The 18,971-nt window shown below is 73.7% G+C and carries 17 protein-coding genes; 12 read left to right on the top strand and 5 right to left on the bottom strand.

Annotated features, from left to right (window positions below; translation table 11 throughout):
• Positions 1–189: 189 nt before the first annotated feature.
• The 6 genes from AB0368_RS23530 to AB0368_RS23505 all read left to right on the top strand — a co-directional run bounded on the left by AB0368_RS23530 (position 190) and on the right by AB0368_RS23505 (position 7,167).
• Complete coding sequence (locus tag AB0368_RS23530) at positions 190–1,851, top strand: hypothetical protein (RefSeq protein WP_366156080.1); 1,662 nt, start codon at positions 190–192, stop codon at positions 1,849–1,851.
• A 152-nt stretch (positions 1,852–2,003) separates the two neighbouring features.
• Positions 2,004–2,729 carry an ABC transporter ATP-binding protein gene (locus tag AB0368_RS23525; protein ID WP_366156155.1) on the top strand — a complete coding sequence of 242 codons (726 nt, stop codon included), beginning with the start codon at positions 2,004–2,006 and terminating at the stop codon, positions 2,727–2,729.
• Positions 2,726–3,463: an ABC transporter permease gene (locus AB0368_RS23520; RefSeq protein ID WP_366156079.1), complete on the top strand. Its 738-nt coding sequence runs from the start codon at positions 2,726–2,728 to the stop codon at positions 3,461–3,463. The genes AB0368_RS23525 and AB0368_RS23520 overlap by 4 nt, the downstream gene beginning before the upstream one ends.
• Before the next feature lie 21 nt (positions 3,464–3,484).
• Positions 3,485–4,087, top strand: a complete 603-nt coding sequence (locus tag AB0368_RS23515; RefSeq protein ID WP_366156078.1) for a TetR family transcriptional regulator — start codon at positions 3,485–3,487, stop codon at positions 4,085–4,087.
• A gap of 84 nt (positions 4,088–4,171) precedes the next feature.
• The gene (locus AB0368_RS23510) at positions 4,172–4,591 is read left to right on the top strand and encodes a hypothetical protein (RefSeq protein WP_366156077.1); all 420 of its coding nucleotides are present in this window, start codon (positions 4,172–4,174) and stop codon (positions 4,589–4,591) included.
• The gene (locus AB0368_RS23505) at positions 4,570–7,167 is read left to right on the top strand and encodes a tetratricopeptide repeat protein (RefSeq protein ID WP_366156076.1); all 2,598 of its coding nucleotides are present in this window, start codon (positions 4,570–4,572) and stop codon (positions 7,165–7,167) included. The genes AB0368_RS23510 and AB0368_RS23505 overlap by 22 nt, the downstream gene beginning before the upstream one ends.
• Before the next feature lie 7 nt (positions 7,168–7,174).
• On the opposite strand, the gene AB0368_RS23500 is transcribed toward AB0368_RS23505, so the two are convergent.
• Positions 7,175–7,915 (bottom strand): DUF2470 domain-containing protein, encoded by a 741-nt coding sequence (locus AB0368_RS23500; protein ID WP_366156075.1) that lies wholly within the window; start codon positions 7,913–7,915, stop codon positions 7,175–7,177.
• An 80-nt stretch (positions 7,916–7,995) separates the two neighbouring features.
• Here AB0368_RS23500 and rpsD point away from each other — a divergent pair, with 80 nt between their 5' ends.
• Positions 7,996–8,604 carry a 30S ribosomal protein S4 gene (gene rpsD / locus AB0368_RS23495; RefSeq protein WP_366156074.1) on the top strand — a complete coding sequence of 203 codons (609 nt, stop codon included), beginning with the start codon at positions 7,996–7,998 and terminating at the stop codon, positions 8,602–8,604.
• A 9-nt stretch (positions 8,605–8,613) separates the two neighbouring features.
• Here rpsD and AB0368_RS23490 read toward each other — a convergent pair whose 3' ends face one another.
• Both AB0368_RS23490 and AB0368_RS23485 read right to left on the bottom strand, forming a co-directional pair.
• Complete coding sequence (locus AB0368_RS23490) at positions 8,614–10,389, bottom strand: ABC transporter ATP-binding protein (protein WP_366156073.1); 1,776 nt, start codon at positions 10,387–10,389, stop codon at positions 8,614–8,616.
• Positions 10,386–12,149 (bottom strand): ABC transporter ATP-binding protein, encoded by a 1,764-nt coding sequence (locus AB0368_RS23485; RefSeq protein WP_366156154.1) that lies wholly within the window; start codon positions 12,147–12,149, stop codon positions 10,386–10,388. The genes AB0368_RS23490 and AB0368_RS23485 overlap by 4 nt, the downstream gene beginning before the upstream one ends.
• A 176-nt stretch (positions 12,150–12,325) precedes the next feature.
• Here AB0368_RS23485 and AB0368_RS23480 point away from each other — a divergent pair, with 176 nt between their 5' ends.
• Both AB0368_RS23480 and AB0368_RS23475 read left to right on the top strand, forming a co-directional pair.
• Positions 12,326–12,943: a TIGR03085 family metal-binding protein gene (locus AB0368_RS23480; protein WP_366156072.1), complete on the top strand. Its 618-nt coding sequence runs from the start codon at positions 12,326–12,328 to the stop codon at positions 12,941–12,943.
• 68 nt (positions 12,944–13,011) lie between these two features.
• Positions 13,012–14,286: an amino acid permease gene (locus tag AB0368_RS23475; protein WP_366156071.1), complete on the top strand. Its 1,275-nt coding sequence runs from the start codon at positions 13,012–13,014 to the stop codon at positions 14,284–14,286.
• Here AB0368_RS23475 and AB0368_RS23470 read toward each other — a convergent pair.
• Both AB0368_RS23470 and AB0368_RS23465 read right to left on the bottom strand, forming a co-directional pair.
• Positions 14,181–15,575: a PLP-dependent aminotransferase family protein gene (locus AB0368_RS23470; protein WP_366156070.1), complete on the bottom strand. Its 1,395-nt coding sequence runs from the start codon at positions 15,573–15,575 to the stop codon at positions 14,181–14,183. The genes AB0368_RS23475 and AB0368_RS23470 overlap by 106 nt on opposite strands.
• 11 nt (positions 15,576–15,586) lie before the next feature.
• Positions 15,587–16,060 (bottom strand): hypothetical protein, encoded by a 474-nt coding sequence (locus AB0368_RS23465; RefSeq protein WP_366156069.1) that lies wholly within the window; start codon positions 16,058–16,060, stop codon positions 15,587–15,589.
• Positions 16,061–16,162: 102 nt separating this feature from the next.
• Here AB0368_RS23465 and AB0368_RS23460 point away from each other — a divergent pair, with 102 nt between their 5' ends.
• The 3 genes from AB0368_RS23460 to AB0368_RS23450 are packed head-to-tail and all read left to right on the top strand — an operon-like array spanning position 16,163 to position 18,913.
• Complete coding sequence (locus AB0368_RS23460) at positions 16,163–16,846, top strand: response regulator transcription factor (protein WP_366156068.1); 684 nt, start codon at positions 16,163–16,165, stop codon at positions 16,844–16,846.
• Positions 16,843–18,111 carry a HAMP domain-containing sensor histidine kinase gene (locus AB0368_RS23455; RefSeq protein WP_366156067.1) on the top strand — a complete coding sequence of 423 codons (1,269 nt, stop codon included), beginning with the start codon at positions 16,843–16,845 and terminating at the stop codon, positions 18,109–18,111. The genes AB0368_RS23460 and AB0368_RS23455 overlap by 4 nt, the downstream gene beginning before the upstream one ends.
• Positions 18,112–18,133: 22 nt before the next feature.
• The gene (locus AB0368_RS23450; protein WP_366156066.1) at positions 18,134–18,913 is read left to right on the top strand and encodes a class I SAM-dependent methyltransferase; all 780 of its coding nucleotides are present in this window, start codon (positions 18,134–18,136) and stop codon (positions 18,911–18,913) included.
• The last annotated feature ends 58 nt before the right edge of the window (positions 18,914–18,971 follow it).

Here is an 18,971-nt window from a genome sequence, read left to right as displayed (position 1 = left end):
TTCTGGCCGGCGTCCGGAACAGCGGGAAACGACCGGACCGGCACACCGGCACCCGGCACTCCGCCGCCGGGCATTCCGCTGCCCGGGGCCGACTCGCCCCACGCTGACCCGCTCTCCCCAGGGAGGGACGCGCCCGAGCCGCAAACCCCGGGGAGGGACACGCTCGAGCCAGGAATCCCGGGGAGAAACGTGGTCGAGCCGGGAACGGAGCTGCGCGGCCTCGGAGCACCGGAGCGAGTCGTCGACGGTCTGGTGGAGGACGGCAGCGGCGGCCGCGAGGACTTGAGCCCGGCGCACGACCGGACGCCGGGCGGGAGCGAGGAGACGGGCGATCGGCCGCCGGGGGACGCGGAACGTGCCCTGACCCCCTACGCTGCACCGCGGCCGCTGACCAACGACACGAAGCTGGTCGCGCTCGGCTCGCGCCGCCCCGCGGACGCGCTGCTGGGCGGGACGACAAACGCGCCACGCTGGACGAATCAGGGAGGCTTCCCCCCGGTGGAGACGAACGGGCACCGTAACGGAGAGATCGGGCCGCGCCATGGCGGCACGCCGACGGCCAACGGGCAGTCGCCGGTGATCAACGGCGCGCTGCCTCACTCGCGCTCGCCGTTCGCGCCGCCGCCCGACACCCCGCCGCTGTACGCGCCGTCGCCGTTCGCGACCGCGGGCAACCCACCGATGCCGGTCGACCCGCTCGCGCCGCCGCCCGGCTCCGGGCCGGACACCTCCGACGAGCCGCTGGGCGGCCGCCCGGTGAGCGGTCAGCCGTTCCTGAGTGGGCGCTCCGTGACCGGTGAGCCGCTGCCCGGGACCGGCGAACCGTCGCCGCGGACCGGTGAAACGCGTGCCGGTGAGCCGCGGACCGGTGAGCCCCGTGTCGGCGAGCTGCGGACCGACCGGCCGTCACCGAGTGGACGCCCGGTGAGCGGCCAGCCCGCCGCCTCGGGATCGGCCCCGGTGCCGCTCCCGCCCTCCACCCGCCCGGCCGCCACGCAGCCGGTCTCCGGTCAGCCCACCGAGGAGCCCTCGCACGATGCCTGGGCGCCGCCGGTCCACCGCGGCGGCACCGCCGGAAGCGCGTCCATCCCGGCGTCCCCGGGCGGTGCGCCGCTCGATCCCTTCCCCGGATTCGCCCCGGGACTGTCCGGAGCCGGTCTCGCCCCGGGACCGTCCGGAGCCGGTATCGCCCCTGGACCGTCCGGAGCCGGTCCCGCCCCGGGACCGTCCGGAGCCGGCCAGGCACCGGCGGACCGCTACGCGCCGAGCCCGGCGCAGCCGGGAGCCGCGCCGGCGTCCGCGGATCTGCTCGGCGGCTGGGGCTCGGAGCCTTCCGCATCGACGGCGTACCGGCTGGACCCGCTTCCGGCCGGCGGACGGCGCGCGGTCCCGGACCTCGACGAGCCGCAGACCGGGCGCCGCGCCACCGGGGACGGTGACGAGAACGCCGCCCGGCGGACGGGCGACGACCGGCCCGGGGGACGCCGCTCTGCCGATGACGCCCCGGCCGGCCGGCGGGCGGCGCGGGAGACCGCCGGCGTGGCCCCCGGCCAGCCGCTGCGCCCGGGTGACCTGGACGAGAGTTCGATCTCGTTCTGGGACGAGGCCGCCGGGGACCGGCTCCGGGGCGAGTGGCACGAGGTCAAGGCCCAGTTCGTGGACGACCCGGTGGCCGCGCTGACCCGGGCGCACGACCTGCTGACCGACGCCGTCCACGAGCTGACGGAGTCGATGCTCGCCGAGCGCGACCAGCTCGACCCGTTGCGCGGCACCGAGCACCCCGACACCGAGAGCATGCGCATGGCGATGCGCGGTTACCGCGAATTCCTGGACCGCATCCTGGGCCTGTAGTCCCTGCGTGCCCTCCGTGAGGCCGCGATTCCGCCGAGGCGGGATCGCGGCCTTTGTCATGGTCGTGTGCCAGCTTCGCGGGGCCTCATTGCCCGGGCTCCAGAATTCACCTACTGTTGAACTCAACAGTTGATGAGTTCCTGGAGGTCATGATGTCGAGCGCCATCGAGGTCGGTGACCTCGTGGTCGAGCGGGGGAAGCGCCGGGTCCTGCAAGGGATCTCCTGTGCGGTGCCGGCGGGGAGCGTCACCGGGCTGCTCGGGCCCAGCGGCAGCGGCAAGACGACGCTCATCCGGGCCATCGTCGGGGTCCAGATCATCCGGTCCGGCACGGTCACCGTGTTCGGACAACCGGCGGGCTCCGCGGCGCTGCGGCGTACCGTCGGCTATGTCACCCAGTCGCCGAGCGTCTACGCCGATCTGTCCGTACGCGAGAATGCCCGGTATTTCGCCTCCCTCTACGGCCTGTCAGCGGCCGACGCGGACCGGGCCGTCGCGGACGTCGGCCTGTCCGGTGCCGCGGGGCAGCTGGTCGGCAATCTCTCCGGCGGCCAGCGCAGTCGCGCCTCCCTGGCCTGCGCGATGATCGGCAGCCCGAAGCTGCTGGTGCTCGACGAGCCGACGGTCGGGCAGGACCCGGTGCTGCGCGCCGACCTGTGGGGCAAGTTCCACGCCCTCGCCGACGAGGGCACCACGCTGCTGGTCTCCAGCCACGTCATGGACGAGGCCGGGCGCTGCGACCGGTTGCTGCTCATCCGCGAGGGACAGCTGATCGGGGACGACTCCCCGGCCGCCATCCGGGCGGCGGCGGGCACCGAGGACCTGGAGGAGGCGTTCCTGCGCCTGATCCGCGACCGCGAGGAGGTCGGAGCGCGATGAACCTCCGGATCACGTTCAGCACGGCGGGCCGGATCCTGCGGCAGCTGCGGCACGATCGGCGTACCGTCGCGCTGCTGATCGTCGTCCCGGCGGCGTTGCTGACGTTGCTGTACTTCATGTACGCGAACGCCGGCCCGACGTTCGACCGGATCGCGCTGGTGATGCTCGGGATCTTTCCGTTCGTCACCATGTTCCTGGTGACCAGCATCGCCATGCTGCGGGAGCGGACCACCGGCACGCTCGAGCGGCTGCTGACCACGCCGCTCGGGAAACTGGACCTGCTCTTCGGGTACGGCATCGCCTTCGGTCTCGCCGCGACGGTGCAGGGCGCCGTGGCGGTCGGGGCGGCGTACTGGCTGCTCGGGCTCGACACCGTCGGCAGCCCGGGCCTGGTGGTGGTCATCGCCGTGGTCAATGCCGTACTGGGGGTCGCCCTGGGGCTGTTCTGCAGTGCCTTCGCCCGTACGGAGTTCCAGGCCGTACAGTTCCTACCGGTGGTGGTCGTGCCCCAGCTGCTGCTCTGCGGGCTGTTCGTGCCGCGCGGGCAGATGGCGGGCTGGCTGCAGGCGGCCAGCGACGTCTTTCCGCTGTCGTACGCGGTGGACGCCCTGGCGCAGGTCGGCCGGCATGCCGACGCCACCACGACGATGTGGTGGGACCTGGCGGTCGTGACAGTCGCGGCGATCGCGGCGCTCACGCTCGCGGCCGCGACGCTGCGGCGGCGGACCGGCTGAGACGACGGGGGAGATCTTCTTTTGGTACGGCGCAGCGGGCGGCGTCCGGGCAACCAGGACACCAAGCAGTCCATCCTGGAGGCCGCCCGTGCCGTCTTCGCCGAGCGCGGCTTCGACAAGGCCTCGATCCGCGCCATCGCCGGGGCCGCCGGGGTCGACCCGGCGCTGGTGCACCACTACTTCGGCACCAAGGAGAAGCTGTTCCTGGCGAGCATGAACTCGCCGGTGGACCCCGCAGAGGTGATCCCGCAGGCCCTCGCCGGGCCGCGCGAGGAGGCGGGCGTACGCCTGGTGCGGGTAGTGCTGAGCGTGTGGGACTCCCCCGCCGGCGCCGCCGCGGTGGCCCTCATGCGCTCGGCGATGAGCAACGAGTGGACGGCGCGGCTGATGCGGGAGTTCGTGGTGACGCAGGTGCTGCGCCGGGCGGTGGCCGAACTCGGCATCGACGAGAAGGAGGCGCCCACCCGGGCCGCGCTCGTCGCCACCCAGATCGCCGGCCTCGCCGTCGTCCGGTACGTCCTCAAGGTGGAACCGGTGGCGTCCGCCGAGCCCGACCGGTTGGTGGCCGCGGTGGGCCCGAGCGTGCAGCGTTATCTCACCGGCGACCTGCCGGACGTCTTCTGAGGACGCACCACTCGTACGGGGTGCGACGGTGCCCGCGAGTGCTACACCTGAAAGCAGTGGCGGCGCGTAAGGGTGTGGTGACACATGAATGATCTCGGCGAGGTGGCGGCGGACATCGTTCCGTACGTGTCGGCGGCTGCCGCGGCGTACGGCGGGGCGGTGGTGCAGCGGGTCACCGACGCGGCGGCGGACTCCGGCGCGGACGCCTCGGTGCGCCTGGGCCGCCGGCTGCTGACCCGGCTGTTCCTCTCGCGCCGGGCCGAGCAGGTCAAGGACGCGGTGCGGGAGCTGGGCGAGGACCCGGGCGACGAGGCGACGGCGGATCTAGTACGGGCCCAGATCCTGAAGGCCCTGTCGGACGATCCGGAGCTGGCGGCCGAGCTCGCCGGGATGGTGCAGCCCGGTGGCGGTGACCGGTACACGGTGTCGGTGACGTCGAGCAGCGGATTCCAGATCGGCTCGCACAACACGCAGACGAACACATGGACCTCTCGTCCGGAATGAGTGCCCACGTCGAGGGCAGTGACAGATTCCAGGTGGGGTCGGGCAACGTCCAGACCAACGTGGACGTAGACGCCGGCACGCTCCCGCCGCCGCAGACCCCGGGTGCCGGCGTCGTGCCGCACAACCTGCCACCGGCGTCGGGGGTGTTCGAAGGCCGTGACCTGACGGCCGTCACCGAGCTGTTCGACGGCGGCGCCGGTGTCGTGGTGGGTCAGGCGGCGGTGCACGGGCTCGGCGGGATCGGCAAGAGCGAGCTGGCCAACCATTACGCCCGCCGCTTCCTGGACCAGTACTCGCTGGTGTGGTGGATCACGGCCGACAGCCGCCAAAGCGTCGGGCTGGGCCTGGCGGCCCTGACCAAGGAACTGCACCCGGTGGCGACGCTGGCGGATGCCCAGGCGTGGGCGCTGGGCTGGCTGCAGTCGCACACGGGCTGGCTCCTCGTGCTGGACAACGTCGAGGACGTCGCGGACATCACCGAACTCCTGGGCCGGGTGGCCGGCCGGGGCCGGGTGCTGGTGACCACCCGGCGGGACCTCGGCATCGCACGGTGGGCGAAGCTCGGGCTGGTGCCGCTGCGCCTGGGTGTGCTGAGCCGGGCGGCCAGCGTACGCCTGCTGATGAGGTTGACGGCGTCCGGCGACGCGGAGGGCGCCGGACGGCTGGCGGAGGCGCTGGGCGATCTACCGCTGGCGTTGCAGCAGGCCGCCGCCTACATCACGCAACACACCGGCACGGGCTTCGACGAGTACCGGCAGCTGTTGGCGGAGGAGTTCGACCGGGCCGCCGCGGACGCCGGCGAGGGCGAGACGTCGGACCGGTGCGTGTCGGCGGTGTGGACGGTCACCATGGACGCCGTCAGCGCCCGGAGACCGCTGGCCGTCAGGGTGCTGCGGATCTTGGCGTGGCTGGCTCCCGACGACGTGCCCGAACCGGTGCTGACCGCCCTCACCGACGACCCCCGGGACGTCGGTGACGCGCTGGCGACGCTCGTCTCCTACTCCATGATCAGCCGGGAGCGCGGCGGGGTCAGCCTGCACCGGCTGGTCCAGGCGGTCACCCGCAGCGCGATGATCGCCGACGGTACGGCCGCGGCCGTGCACGAGCAGGCGGTGGGGTTGCTCGCGAAAGCGGCGCCGGACGATCCGATCAACAACGTTGCCGGGTGGCCGCTGTGGGCGGCCCTGCTGCCGCACGTCAGCGCGTCGGTCGAAGCCCAGCCGTCCGGCGACTGGTCGATGCTGGTGCTGCACATCCTCGATCGCGCGGCGACCTACCAGCAGTTCCAGGGCAACATCACGGCTGCGATCACCGCGTTCGAACAGGTCGTGGCCGGTGAGCGGCGGATGCTGGGCGATGATCACGCCGTCACGCTGACCGGGCGGAACAACCTCGCCCTGGCGTACGAGTCCGCCGGCCGGGTGGACGAGGCGATCGTCGAGTTCCGGGACGTTCTCGCCGGATACAGCCGGATCCTGGGCGAGCACCACCCGAGCACGCTGAGCTGCCGGAACAACCTCGCGCTGGCGTACCGGTCCGCGGGCCGGGTGGACGAGGCGATCGCCGTCTTCGAGCAGGTGGTCGCCGACCGGCGCCGGGAGCTGGGCGAGGACCATCCGTACACGCTGAACTCCTGGAACAACCTCGCCGCCGCCTACCAGTCCGCGGGCCGGTTGCAGGATTCGATCACCTCTTCCACGGAGGCGCTGGCCGCCCTCCGGCGGGTGCTCTCCGAGGACCACCCGTACACGATGACCGCCCGGAACAATCTCGCCGGTGCCTACCAGGCGGCGGGCTGGGTGGACCGCGCGATCACCGAGTACGAGGAGCTTCTGACCCGGGTACGGCGGGTCCTGGGCGAGGACAATCCGTACACGCTGACCACCCGGAACAATGTGGCGGGTGCGCACCGGGCGGCGGGCCGGTGGGACGAGGCGATCGCCGAGTACGAACAGCTGCGCGACGACTGCGGGCGGGCGCTGGGCGGGGACCACCCCATCTCGCTCACCGTCCGGAACAACCTCGCCCTGGCCTACGACGATGCGGGCCGGGTGGACGAGGCGATCGCGATCCTCGAGCACGTCCTGGCCGATGTGCGCCGGGTGCTGAGCGAGGATCACTTCGATGCGATCAGCTGCCGCAGCAACCTGGCCGCCGCATACCGGGACGCGGGCCGGATGGACGAGGCGATCGCGGAGTACGAGCGGGTGCAGACCGCGTTGGGCCGGGTGCTCGGCGACCACCACGCGCGGACTCTGGTCGCCGGGAGCAGGCTCGCCGCCGTCTACCAGTCGGCGGGCCGGCTGGACGAGGCGATCACCGAGTACGAGCGGGTCGTCCCCTCGTTGCGGCAGGTGCAGGGCGAGGATCACTCGGACACGCTGACGTCGGCGAACAATCTCGCCGGTGCCTACCTGACCGCCGGCCGGGTGGACGAGGCGATCGCGGCCTTCGAGCAGGTCCTGGCCCGTTCGAGGCGGGTGCTCGGCGAGGACCATCCGAACACGCAGACCACGCGGAACAACCTCGCCGCGGCGTACGCGGCCGCCGGCCGGACGGACGAGGACGCCGGTTGACGGAGGGTCAGGCCGCCTCGTCGCGGTGGGCGCAGCGGTTGCACAGCACCGGGTGCAGCAGGTGCGCGAGGTCGTGGCGGTCGGCGACCGGGCGCGGGAACGAGAGCCGGGCGAGCCGGACGCCGATGCGCACCACGAAGCCGTAGCGGTCGAGGCGGACGACGCGGGGCTGGTCGCCGGGGCGCGCGGCCGGGCCGAGCCGGCGGCGGACGTAGCCGGCCATCTCCTCGACGTGGTGGTCGGCCAGGTCGGCGATCAGGTCGAACTCGATGGTGTGCAACGGGTCGGGGTTCGCCGCGGCGAAGTCGTCGGGGTCGACGTCGACCAGGACGGCGTTGCGCTCGTAGCGCACCTCGGCGACGTCCATCCGGTGGATGACCTGGGTGGCGCCCACGTCGAGCAGGTCGGAGGCCGGGTCCGTGTCGGCGTAGTCGAGCGCCGCCTGCCGCACGTCCTCGCCGGTGAGCAGCGTGGCCCAGCCGGCCACCCAGACGCGGCCGAGCGAGGGTCCGCCGGCGACCGGGGGGACATCCGAGATGTCGAGGACCAGGGCGGTGTCGTCGGTGTCCGGGGCGGGGCGCAGGCCGGCGGCTAGCGCGCCGTCGCGCGGCGAGAGCAGCAGCACCCGGCCCTGGCCGTCGGTCACGTGCCGCACCGGCAGCGGGCCGGGGCGGCAGGCGATGTGCGCGGTGGCGGGCAGGTGACCGGCCGCGAGCGTGCGCGCGACCTCGGCATGGGTGGGCTGCATGGGAACCTCCGGGCGCGGTTAGGCTAGCCTTAGTTAGGCGAGGCTAACCGTAGCATCCGTACCCGGAGGAAGAGTCACCCGTGAACAACTCCCGACCCAAGGCCCGGCTGTCGCGGGCACTCGGCATCCCGCTGACGCGCAAGTGCGTGAAGTACTTCGAGCGGCGCCCGTTCCCGCCCGGCATGCACGGCCGGGGCCGGCGCAAGCAGTCGGACTACCAGGTGCGCCTGCTCGAGAAGCAGCGGCTGCGGCACCAGTACAACGTCAGCGAGGCGCAGATGCGCAGGGCGTACGACGACGCGCACCGCGGCGAGGGCAAGACCGGCGAGAACATGGTCGCCCTGCTGGAGAGCCGCCTCGACGCCACCGTGCAGCGCGCCGGCCTGGCCCGGACCGTCTACCAGGCCCGCCAGCTCGTCGCGCACGGCCACTTCACCGTGGACGGCAAGAAGGTCGACCGCCCGTCGTACCGACTCAAGCCCGGCCAGGTCGTCGAGGTGCGGGAGAGCAGCCGGCAGAAGCCGCCGTTCCAGGTCGCGGCCACCGGCGCGCACCTCGACGGGCCGACCGCGCCGTACCTGTCGACGGTGATCGAGGAGCTGCGCACCACCGTCATCCGCAAGCCGCTGCGCAGTGAGGTGCCGGTGATCTGCGACGAGCAGCTCGTCGTCGAGTTCTACGCGCGCTGAGACGGGCTCTCAGCGCGTCTGCTCCAGCCAGCTCGCGTAGAGCTTCGCGTAGATGGACTCCGGGTCGTGCAGCAGGTCGGCGTGCGGGCCGCGCTGCACGACCCGGCCGGCGTCGACCACGATGACCTCGTCGGCCGACTCTGCGGTGGACAGCCGGTGGGCGATCGCCACCGTGGTCCGGCCGCGCGTGACCATGTCGAGGGCGCGCTGCAGGCGTACCTCGGTGGCCGGATCGACCGCGCTGGTCGCCTCGTCGAGCACGAGCAGGTCGGGGTCCGCGACATACGCCCGTACCAGCGCGACCAGCTGCCGCTCCCCCACGCTGAGCGCCTCGCCGCGCTCGCCGACCGGGGTGTCCAGGCCGCGCGGCAGGCCCGCCAGCCAGTCGGCCAGGCCCAGCTCGGTGAAGGCGAGCTCCAGCTCCTCGCCGGTGAGCTCCGGGCGGGCGAAGCGGATGTTCTCGGCCACGGTCGCGTCGAACAGGAAGCCGTCCTGCGGCACCATCACGACCCGTGAGCGCAGCGAGTCGAACCGTACGGTGGTCAGCGGCGTCCCGCCGAGCAGCACCTCGCCGCCCGCCGGGTCCATGAGCCGGGTGAGCAGCTTCGCGAAGGTGGTCTTGCCGCTGCCGGTCTCGCCGACCACCGCCACCTTGGTGCGCGCCGGGATCTCGAGGTCGACGCCGGAGAGCACGACCGGACCGCCGGGGTAGCGGTACGACACGTCGTGGAAGCGCACCGCCAGCGGGCCCGGCGGCAACGCCACGCCCTCGGTGTCCGGGTCGGCCACGTCCGGCTGGATGTCGAGCACGTCCAGCACCCGGCGCCAGCCGGCCACCGCGTTCTGGGCCTCGTTGAGCACCTCGGTCGCGATCTGCACCGGCTGGATGAAGAGCGTCACCAGGAACAGGAACGCGGTGAGCTTGCCGACGCTCAGGCCGCCGTCCACGCCGAGCAGCACGCCCACCACGACGACCGCGGCGAGCGCGACCCCGGCCGCGATCTCGCCGGTGGAGAAGCTGATCACGCTGGTCCGCAGGGCCCGCTGCTGGGAGACCCGCAGGTTCTCGATGGACGTGTCGAGGCGCTTCTCCGTGCGCCCGGCCACCCCGTACGCCCGGATCACGGTGGCCCCGACGACGCTCTCGGCGACCGCGCCGAGCATGATCCCGGTGCGCTCGCGCACGACCCGGTAGACGCCGGCGAGGCGCTTCTGGAAAAGCCGGATGACGATGAGGGCCGGTACGAACGCCGCGAACACCACGAGGGTGAGCTGCCACGAGTAGACGATCATCACCACGGTGGTGACCACGACCTGCCCGCTGGTGAGCAGCAGCATCACGCCGCCGGTCTGCAGGAACTGGGTGATCTGGTCGACGTCGCCGGTGACCCGGGAGACCAGCGAACCCCGCCGCTCGGACTGCTGGTGCAGCATCGACAGGTCGTGGATGTGCCGGAACGTCCGGGCGCGCAGGGCGGCCAGGGCGGTCTCGCTGACCGTGAACAGCCGGCGGGTCATCGCGTACCCGCAGGTCGTGGAGATCGCCAGCACACCCAGCGTGATCAGGACGATGAGGCCGACCGTGCCGAGGTGCGGGCCGCCCGGCGCGCGGATGCCGCGGTCGATGCCCTGCTGGACGGCGATCGGCACGGCGACCCGGCCGGCCATCGACACGAACGCGAGCGCCAGCGTGCCGGCAAGCCCGGGCCGCAGCTCGGGCGAGAGCGCGATCCCGCGCCGCACGGTCGCGAGCGTGCCCTCCTCCTCCACCACAGCGGCGGTCACGGTTCCACCCCCTCGGCGGCTTCGGCCTGCTCGTACGCGGTGACGAGCGCGAGATATCCCGGCTCCGTGGCCATCAGGTGCCGGTGCGTGCCGGTGGCGACCACCTTGCCGTCCTCCAGGTAGACCACCTCGTCGGCCAGGGCGATCGTGGCCCGCCGGTAAGCCACCACGAGGATCGAGGCAGCGGCGTCGTTGCCGCGCAGCGACGCCAGGATCGCCGCCTCCACGCGAGGATCGACCGCGCTGGTCGCGTCGTCGAGCACCAGCAGTCGCGGCCGGCCGGCCAGCGCGCGGGCCAGGGTGAGCCGCTGCCGCTGGCCGCCGGAGAGCGACGTGCCGCGCTCGCCGACCGCGGTGTCCAGCGCCTCGGGCAACTTCGCCACGAAACCGTCGGCCTCGGCCAGCCGCAGGGCCGCCCAGACCCGGGCGTCGTCGACGGCGTCGCGCTCCAGGGCCACGTTGCCGCGCACGGTGTCGTCGAAGACGAACGGGATCTGCGGCACGAGCGCGGACGTGGCGGCCAGTGCCTGCTCGGTGAGCTCGGGCAGCGGCGTGCCGTCCACCGCCACCGTGCCGCTGTCCGGGTCGACGAGGCGTACGGCCAGCGACGCGATGGTCGACTTGCCCGAGCCGGTAGCGCCGACCAGCGCCACCGTGCGCCCGGCCGGGACGGTGAACGAGACGTCGTGCAGGACCTCGGGGCCCTCGCCGTACGAGAAATGGACCTGGTCGAAGGTGAGCGCCGCCGGACCGTGCACCGTGGGCTCGGCCGTGCCGTAGGCGAGGTCGCCCTCGGCGGCCAGCACCGCCTGGACCCGTTCCCAGCCCGCGACGCTGCGCGGCAGCTCGGCGACCACCCAGCCGATCGCGCGCACCGGGAACGCCAGCACGGTGAACAGGAACGCGACGCTGACCAGCTCGCCAACGCTGATCGCACCGGTCTGCAGCCGCCACGCGCCGAGCAGGAGCACGGCGAGGGTGCCGACACTGGGCAGGCTGTCCATCAGCGGGTCGAAGAGTCCGCGCAGCCGGCCGACCGAGATCAGCGCGTCCCGCAGCTCGGTCACGTGCACGCCGAAGCGCTGTGACTCGTCGGCCTCGCGTCCCATGGTCTTGACCACCAGCGCGCCGTCGAAGCTCTCGTGGGCGACCGCGCTGACCTTGGCGCGCAACTGCTGGGCGCGGATCTGGCGGGGCGACATCCGCCGCGAGTAGACCAGGTTGAGGCCGAACAGCGCCGGGAAGAGGCAGACGCCGACCATGGCCAGCACCCAGTCGGTGAGGAACAGCGAGACCACCGCCGCCAGGATCATCACGATCGTGCCGACGGCGAACGGCAGCGGCGCGATCGGCACGAAGGCGGCCTCGACGTCGGAGTTGGCGTTGGACAGCAGCGTGCCGGTGGCGTGCCGCTGGTGCCAGGCCGGCGGCAGGGACAGGTAGCGCCGGGTCACCGCACGCCGGTAGCGCGCCTGCAACCGGAACTGCATGAAGCCCGCGCCGAGGCGGCGGCCGAAGATGCTGGCCACGCGCAGGACCGAGATGCCGATGAACACGGCCGCGATCAGGCCCAGCTCGCCCGTGCCGGCCCGGTGCTCGGTGAAGGCCGGCACGACCACGCGGCCGATGACCGCGCCGACCAGGAACGAGTTGGCGATGACGAGCAGGCCGAACAGGCTGCTGCCGGCGGTGCCGATGGCGAAGAGGCGGGGTTCGGTGCGGATCGCGCGGCCCAGCACGCGAAGGCCGCGACCCAGCACGTCGCGGCTGGCCCTCTTGGTCAAGATCCCCCGCCCTGCGGTAAGTCCCCGCCGGCTCACCCGGCCTTACCGATCCATACTGCCGAACCGCCCGCCCGAAGCCACGGGATTTACATTGTGTCCGCTGTTACATCCGCGCGCAGCCCCGTCGGCGGTCGGCCGCCTACCATCCATCCATGGCTGGTTATGCGCGTGCCGAACGGACGCTCCTCGCGGATCTGCTGCTCGAGGTGGGACCTGAGGCCCCGACGATGTGCGCGGGCTGGACCGCCCGCGATCTCGCCGCCCACCTCGTCGTCCGCGAGCGCCGGCCGGACGCCGCGGTCGGCGTGCTGGTCCCGCCCCTGGCCGGCCATGGCGAACACGTGCGCAGGGCCAAGGCCTCCCGGCCGTACGAGGAGGTCGTGCGGGAGGTCCGCACTCCGCCCTGGTGGAGCCCCGTGAGCAACCCGGTCACCGACGAGCTCTTCAACACCGTCGAGTTCTTCATCCACCACGAGGACGTACGCCGGGCCCGGCCGGACTGGGAGCCCCGGGTCCTGGACCGCGGCGAGCAGGCCGCGATCTGGAAGGCGCTGAAGGTCACCGCGCGGCTGGCCCTGCGCCGGTTGGGCCGGCCCATCCGGGTGGAGGCGCCCGGCTTCGGGGTGTTCCAGGCCGGCGACGGCGAACCGGCCACCGTCCTCACGGGGGAGCCGGGCGAGCTCACCCTCTTCCTCTCCGGCCGCCAGCGCGTCGCGAGGGTCGACCTGACCGGGGACGAGAGCATCCGCACGGCCCGGCTGAGCATGTGAGATTGGCTCCTTTGATCCGCACCGGATTGGCCCGGACGTAGGGCCAATCCGGCCCCTACGGTGGGTCCATGCTGACCCGTGCCCAGGGCACCGCTCTCTGCGTCGGCGCCGTCCTCGGCACCGGCGTCATCTCGATGCCCGCGCTGGCCGCCCAGGTGGCCGGGCCCGCCTCGCTGCTCGCCTGGCTCGCCCTGATCCTGCTCTCGGCGCCGCTGGCCTGGACGTTCGCCGCGCTCGGCGCCCGCCACCCGGACGGCGGCGGCGTTTCCACGTACGTCCGGCTCGCCTTCGGCCACCGGGCCGCCGCGGCGGTGGGCTGGTGCTTCTTCTTCGCCGTGCCGCTGGGCGCGCCGCCGGCCGCCGCCTTCGCGGGCGGATACGTCGCGGACGTCCTGGGCGGCGGCCGGGCCACGGTCGTCGGCACGTTCCTCGTCGTGATGGCGGTCGTCGTCACCATGAACTGGTTCGGGCTGCAGATCTCCGGGCGGGTGCAGCTCTACCTCGCCGCCGCCCTCGCCACCCTGCTCGTGGTCACCGTCGTCGCGGCGCTGCCGCACGCCCGCTGGGGCAACCTGACACCGTTCGCCCCGCACAGCTGGGCCGGCGTCGGCGCCGCCGCGGCGATCCTGGTGTGGGGCTTCGCCGGCTGGGAGGCCGTGTCGTCGCTCTCGGGCGACTACCGGGACCCGCGGCGCGACGTGCCACGGGCGACCGCCGCGGCCGTGCTGATCGTGGGCGTGCTCTACCTGGCGGTCGCCGCGGCCAGCGTGCTCGTGCTCGGCCCGGCCGTCGGGGACAGCCCCGCGCCGCTCGCCGACCTGCTCGCGGTGGGGATCGGCGGCCCGGTCCGCGCCGTCACCGCCGTCGTCGCGGTGCTGCTGACGATCGGCGCGGTCAACGCGTACCTCGCCGGGGCGTCGCGGCTCGGGGTCGCCCTCGCCCGCGACGGCGCCCTGCCGGCCCGGCCGGTCGGCACCCCGCGCCGGTCGCTGGCCTTCGTCACCGCGGGCAGCCTCGTCTCGGTGGCGCTGCCGATCAGCCTGCACACGGCGATGCTGCTGGTCACGGGGTGCTTCACGCTCGTGTACGTCCTCGGCACGGCCGCCGCCCTCAAGCTGCTGCCTCCGGGGTGGTCGCGGCGCGGCGCCGGGCTCGCCTTCCTGGCGACCCTCGGCCTGCTGGTGCTCAACGGGCGGCCGGCGCTGCTGAGCCTCGTCGTCGCGGCCGGGGCGGTGGCCTACGCCTCGCTCAGCACCTCGCCGAAGATCCCGAGCCCCTCGTCGAGCAGCGCCGGATCGATCCATCCGAAGCCGAACACGAACCCGGTCGAGTCGCTGCCGTAGGCGCCGAGATCCTCCACGGCGACCCCGCGGGCGGCGGCCGCGGCCACCACCCCGGCCGACTCCGGCGCCAGCGCGGTCACGTGCAGGCCCGCCGCCGACGGGACGACCTCGAGGCCGGGATGCCTGCTCAACGCCGCGACGATGCGGGCGCGGCGCCCGGCGTACGCCTTGACGGCCCGGCGCACGTGCCGCGCCAGCTGCCCCTCGTCGATGAAGCGGGCGAGGGCGGCCTGGACGGCGATCTGCCCGTACCCGTCGCCGAGCTGCCGCGCCGCACCCAGCGCCTGGAGCAACGCGGCGGGCGCGAGCACGAAACCGGTCCGCACGCTGGGCAGCATCGTCTTGGAGAAGGTGCCGACGTGCAGCACCCGTCCGGCGGTGTCGAGGCCGTACATGGGCTCGAGCGGGCGGGCGGAGTACCGGAATTCGGTGTCGTAGTCGTCCTCGATCACCGCGGCCTGGCGCCGTCCCGCCCAGTCCAGCAGCGCGTGCCGCCGGCTCAGGCTCATCGCGCCGCCCAGCGGGAACTGGTGCGACGGCGTCACGTAGACCACCCGGGCGGCCCGAGGCAGCGCGTCCACCACCAGGCCGTCGCCGTCCACCGGTACGCCCACCACACGCGCACCCAGGGAAGCGAAGAGCCGCCGCGCAGGCGGATACCCGGGCTCCTCCACCGCGACGACGTCCCCGGGGCGCACCAGCACCCGGCCGATCAGGTCCAGCGCGTGCTGGGTCCCGTTGGTGACGAGCACGTCCTGCGCCCCGACCCGCAACGACCGCGAATAGCCCAGGTAGCGCGCGATGGCCTCGCGCAGCGCCGGGTGGCCGAAGGGGCCGGCGTACCCGCCCGGGTCGTGGGCGTGCAGCCGCAGCTCGGCCGCCACGAACCGGCGGCACGTCTCGAACGGGAAGAGCCGGGCGTCGGGGATGCCGGCGCGGAAGTCGTACCGCGGGGCGGGCACCTCGGCGCTCGTGGGCAGCGGGGTGAAGGTCCAGCCCGCGCGGGGGCGCAGCGGATCGGCCGGGGCCCGCCGGGGTGCCGGTTTGTCGCGTACGGGGGCCACGAACGTCCCCGCCCCGGTCCGCGCCACCAGGTAGCCCTCGGCCACCAGCCGCTCGTACGCCGTCGCCACGCTGTTGCGCGCCACCCCGAGGTCAGTGGCGAGCATCCGGGTAGCGGGCAGCCGGTGGCCCTCGGGCAGCCGGCCGTCCACGATCGCCTCGCGCAGCGCACGGTAGACCCGGACCGTCTTCTCGCCGCCTCCGCCGAGGCTGATGACCAGATCCATGCGGAGGACAATCAGTCGTCGTCGCCGGCGTGCGGCACCAGGGCGGGGCGCCCGCCGGAGCACACGATCGTGAACTTGACCCGGTCGTGGTTGTCCGAGGTGCTGCGGAACTCCCCCTCGGTGCTGCCCTGCTCGTGCAGGGAGAAGCCGGGCGCCGGCGACATGGTCACGATCTGGGGCCGTCCGCCGGCGCAGCGGGCGACGACCGTGCCGCCGCGCGTGGCCAGCGTCCGGCTGACGGCGACGGGCGCGTCGCCGGCCGCCTGGGACGCCGACGGTCTCGGCGACGGCCGCGAGGGTGATGCTGACGGGACGGGCGACGGCACGCTTGCGAGTTCCCGGGCCACCTGGGCCTCGGTGCGGGGCCGGCTGCCGGCGTCGGTGAGGTCGGCGCCGATGACGCCGATCGCGGCGATGCCGACCAGCACGGCGAGGACGGCCGCGCCGGCCCAGCCGGCGGTGACGAGCAGCGTACGACGATTCACCCGGTCGACTATGCCCGCCGGGACGCTAAGGCGGGCACGCGGCCACGCTAAAGGACGGTTAAGGGCCCCGATTCCACCGGTACGGCGGGATAGGTTGCGTGCGTGGCCCACCTGCTGCTGATCGAGGACGACCCGGCTATCCGGACGTCGCTGCTGCGCGCGCTGCGGGAACGCGGGCACGCGGTCGCCGCCTCGCACACCGCGATGGACGGGCTGCAGACCGCCCTGGCCGAGCGCCCCGAGCTGGTCGTGCTCGACCTCGGGCTGCCCGACCTCGACGGGCGGGAGCTGCTGCGGATGCTGCGGGCGGTGAGCGCCGTGCCGGTGATCGTGGCGACCGCCCGCGACGACGAGACGGAGATCGTCCAGGTGCTGGACGCGGGCGCCGACGACTACATCGTCAAGCCGTTCACCGCCGCGCAGCTCGACGCGCGGATCCGGGCGGTGCTGCGCCGCGGCGGGGTGAGCGGCGCCGAGCCCGCCGCGCTGACCGTCGGCGGGCTGCGCATCGACGCGGGCGCGCGGACCGCGACGCTCGACGGCGTGACCCTGGACCTGACGCCGCGCGAGTTCGACCTGCTGCACCACCTGGCCACCCGGGCCGGTCAGGTGGTCACCAAGCGGGAGCTGCTCAGCGAGGTCTGGCAGGTCCCGTACGGCGGCGCCGACAAGACCGTCGACGTGCACCTGTCCTGGCTGCGCCGCAAGCTCGGCGAGACCGCCCAGGAGCCGCGCTACCTGCACACCCTGCGCGGTGTGGGCGTACGCCTCAGCGAACCGGCATGAGGCGCCGGCTGACGCTGCTGGTCGCGGCGACGACGTGCCTGGTTCTGATCGCGTTCCTGGTGCCGCTCGCGCTGCTGGTGCGCCAGGTGGCCGAGGACCGGGCGATGAGCCGTGCCAACGGGGTGCTGCAGACGATCGTCCCGCTGATCGGCACCGACGCCGCCCAGCTGACCCTCGCCGTCGAGGGCCAGCCCCTGCCGGTCACCGTCTTCGCCCCGACCGGCGAGGTGATCGGGCAGCAGGCCACGGCCACGCCGGCCGTCGCGCTGGCCGCCGCCCGGCTCGAGTCCTTCGCCGTCGCCACGGCCACGGGCCGGGAGATCGTCGTGCCCGTGAAGAGCACGCGCGGCACGTACGTGGTGCGTACGGTCGTCCCCGCGGCGGAGCTGGACCGCGGCGTCACCCGCTCCTGGCTGGCGCTCGCCGGGCTGGGCCTGGCGCTCGTGGTGCTCGGGCTGGTCGTCGCCGACCGGCTGGCCCGCACGCTGGTCGCGCCGATCGCCGACCTCTCCGCCGTCTCCCACCGGCTGGCCCGGGCCGAGCTGTCCGCGCGGGCGGCACCTGCCGGGCCGCCGGAGGTCCGGGAGGTGGCTCTCGCCCTCAACCACCTCGCCGGGCGCATCCAGGATCTGCTGCGGGAGGAGCGGGAACAGGTGGCCGACCTGTCCCACCGGCTGCGCACGCCGCTGACCGCGCTGCGGCTGGAGGCCGAGTCGCTGCGCGATCCCGCCGAGGCCGAACGGGTCGCCGCGGCCGCGGACGAGATCGCGCGGGCGGTCACCACGGTGATCCAGCAGGCTCGCCGCCGCGGCGGCGAGCGGCAGGCGTGCGACGCGACGGCGGTGGTCGCGGACCGGGTCGCCTTCTGGACCGTGCTGGCCGAGGACACCGACCGGGAGGTACGCCGGGAGCTGCCGCCCGGTCCGGTGCCGGTGGCGATCCAGGCCGACGAACTGGCGGCCGCGCTCGACGCCCTGCTCGGCAACGTCTTCGCGCACACCCCCGACGGCACCGCGTTCGGGGTGGCGCTGGCGCCGCGCCGCGGCGGCGGAGCCGTGCTGATCGTCGACGACGACGGCCCCGGGTTCCCGCCCGGCGCCCTGCGGCGCGGCTCGTCGGGCAGCGGCTCCACCGGCCTGGGCCTGGACATCGCCCGGCGCGCGGCCGAGGCGTCGGGCGGCGCCCTGCGGGTGGAAGCCGGCCCGCGCGGCGGCGCCCGGGTACGCCTCGAACTCACCGGCGTAAATGCGTTGCCGACCGGCTGACGGCTCTGGTGGTGTGGGGGTCATGGCCCCTCCAACCACCCCGCCGCCACCCACAAACGGACTGAAGGCATCGATCCTGGACGACCCCGGACTCTTCGGCCGACAGTGGGCGGCCACGTACGACCGGCCCGGCAACCCGGACCCGGAGCCCGCGGCGGACTTCCTGGCCGGGCTCGCGGGCGGCGGGCCGGCGCTCGAGCTCGCGATCGGCAGCGGCCGGGTGGCCCTGCCGCTGGCCTCCCGCGGCGTAGCGGTCGAGGGCATCGAGGCGGCACCGGAGATGGTGGCGTTGCTGCGGGACAAGCCGGGCGGCGAGGCGATCCCGGTGGTCGTCGGCGACATGGCCGACGTGCCGGTCCCGGGGCCGTACCCCCTCGTCTACCTGGTCTTCAACACGCTGTTCAACCTGACCGGCGCGGGCCGCCAGGAGGACTGCTTCCGCAACGCGGCCCGGGTGCTGGCCCCCGGCGGCGCGTTCGTCATCGAGGCGTTCGTGCCCGATCCGGCCGTTTTCGACCGCGAGGAACAGCAGGTCCAGGTGTGGTCGGTGACCGAGGAGTCGGCGTCGATCCGGCTGCACCGCTACGACCGCGAGACGCAGACCTTCGTCCGCCAGACGATCACGTTCCGCGACGGCGGCGTCGAGCTCAAGCCGTTCGGCATGCACTACCGCTGGCCGGAGCAGATCGACGAGCTGGCCGCCGCGGCCGGGCTGACCCTCGAGGCCCGGTGGGAGAACTGGCGGCGGGACCCGTTCGGCCCGGAGTCCCGCGATCACATCTCGGTCTACCGCCGGCCTTAACCGGGCCTTAGCGATCACACAGCGCGCCCATAGGGCCTGCTGAGGGACCTTCTTGGTG

The sequence above is a fragment of the Actinoplanes sp. NPDC051475 genome (assembly GCF_040689425.1).
In the GTDB taxonomy this organism is placed as follows: Bacteria; Actinomycetota; Actinomycetes; order Mycobacteriales; family Micromonosporaceae; genus Actinoplanes.
The sequence above is the reverse complement of the archived record's forward strand: the minus strand, read 5'-3'. Positions and strand labels throughout refer to the sequence as shown.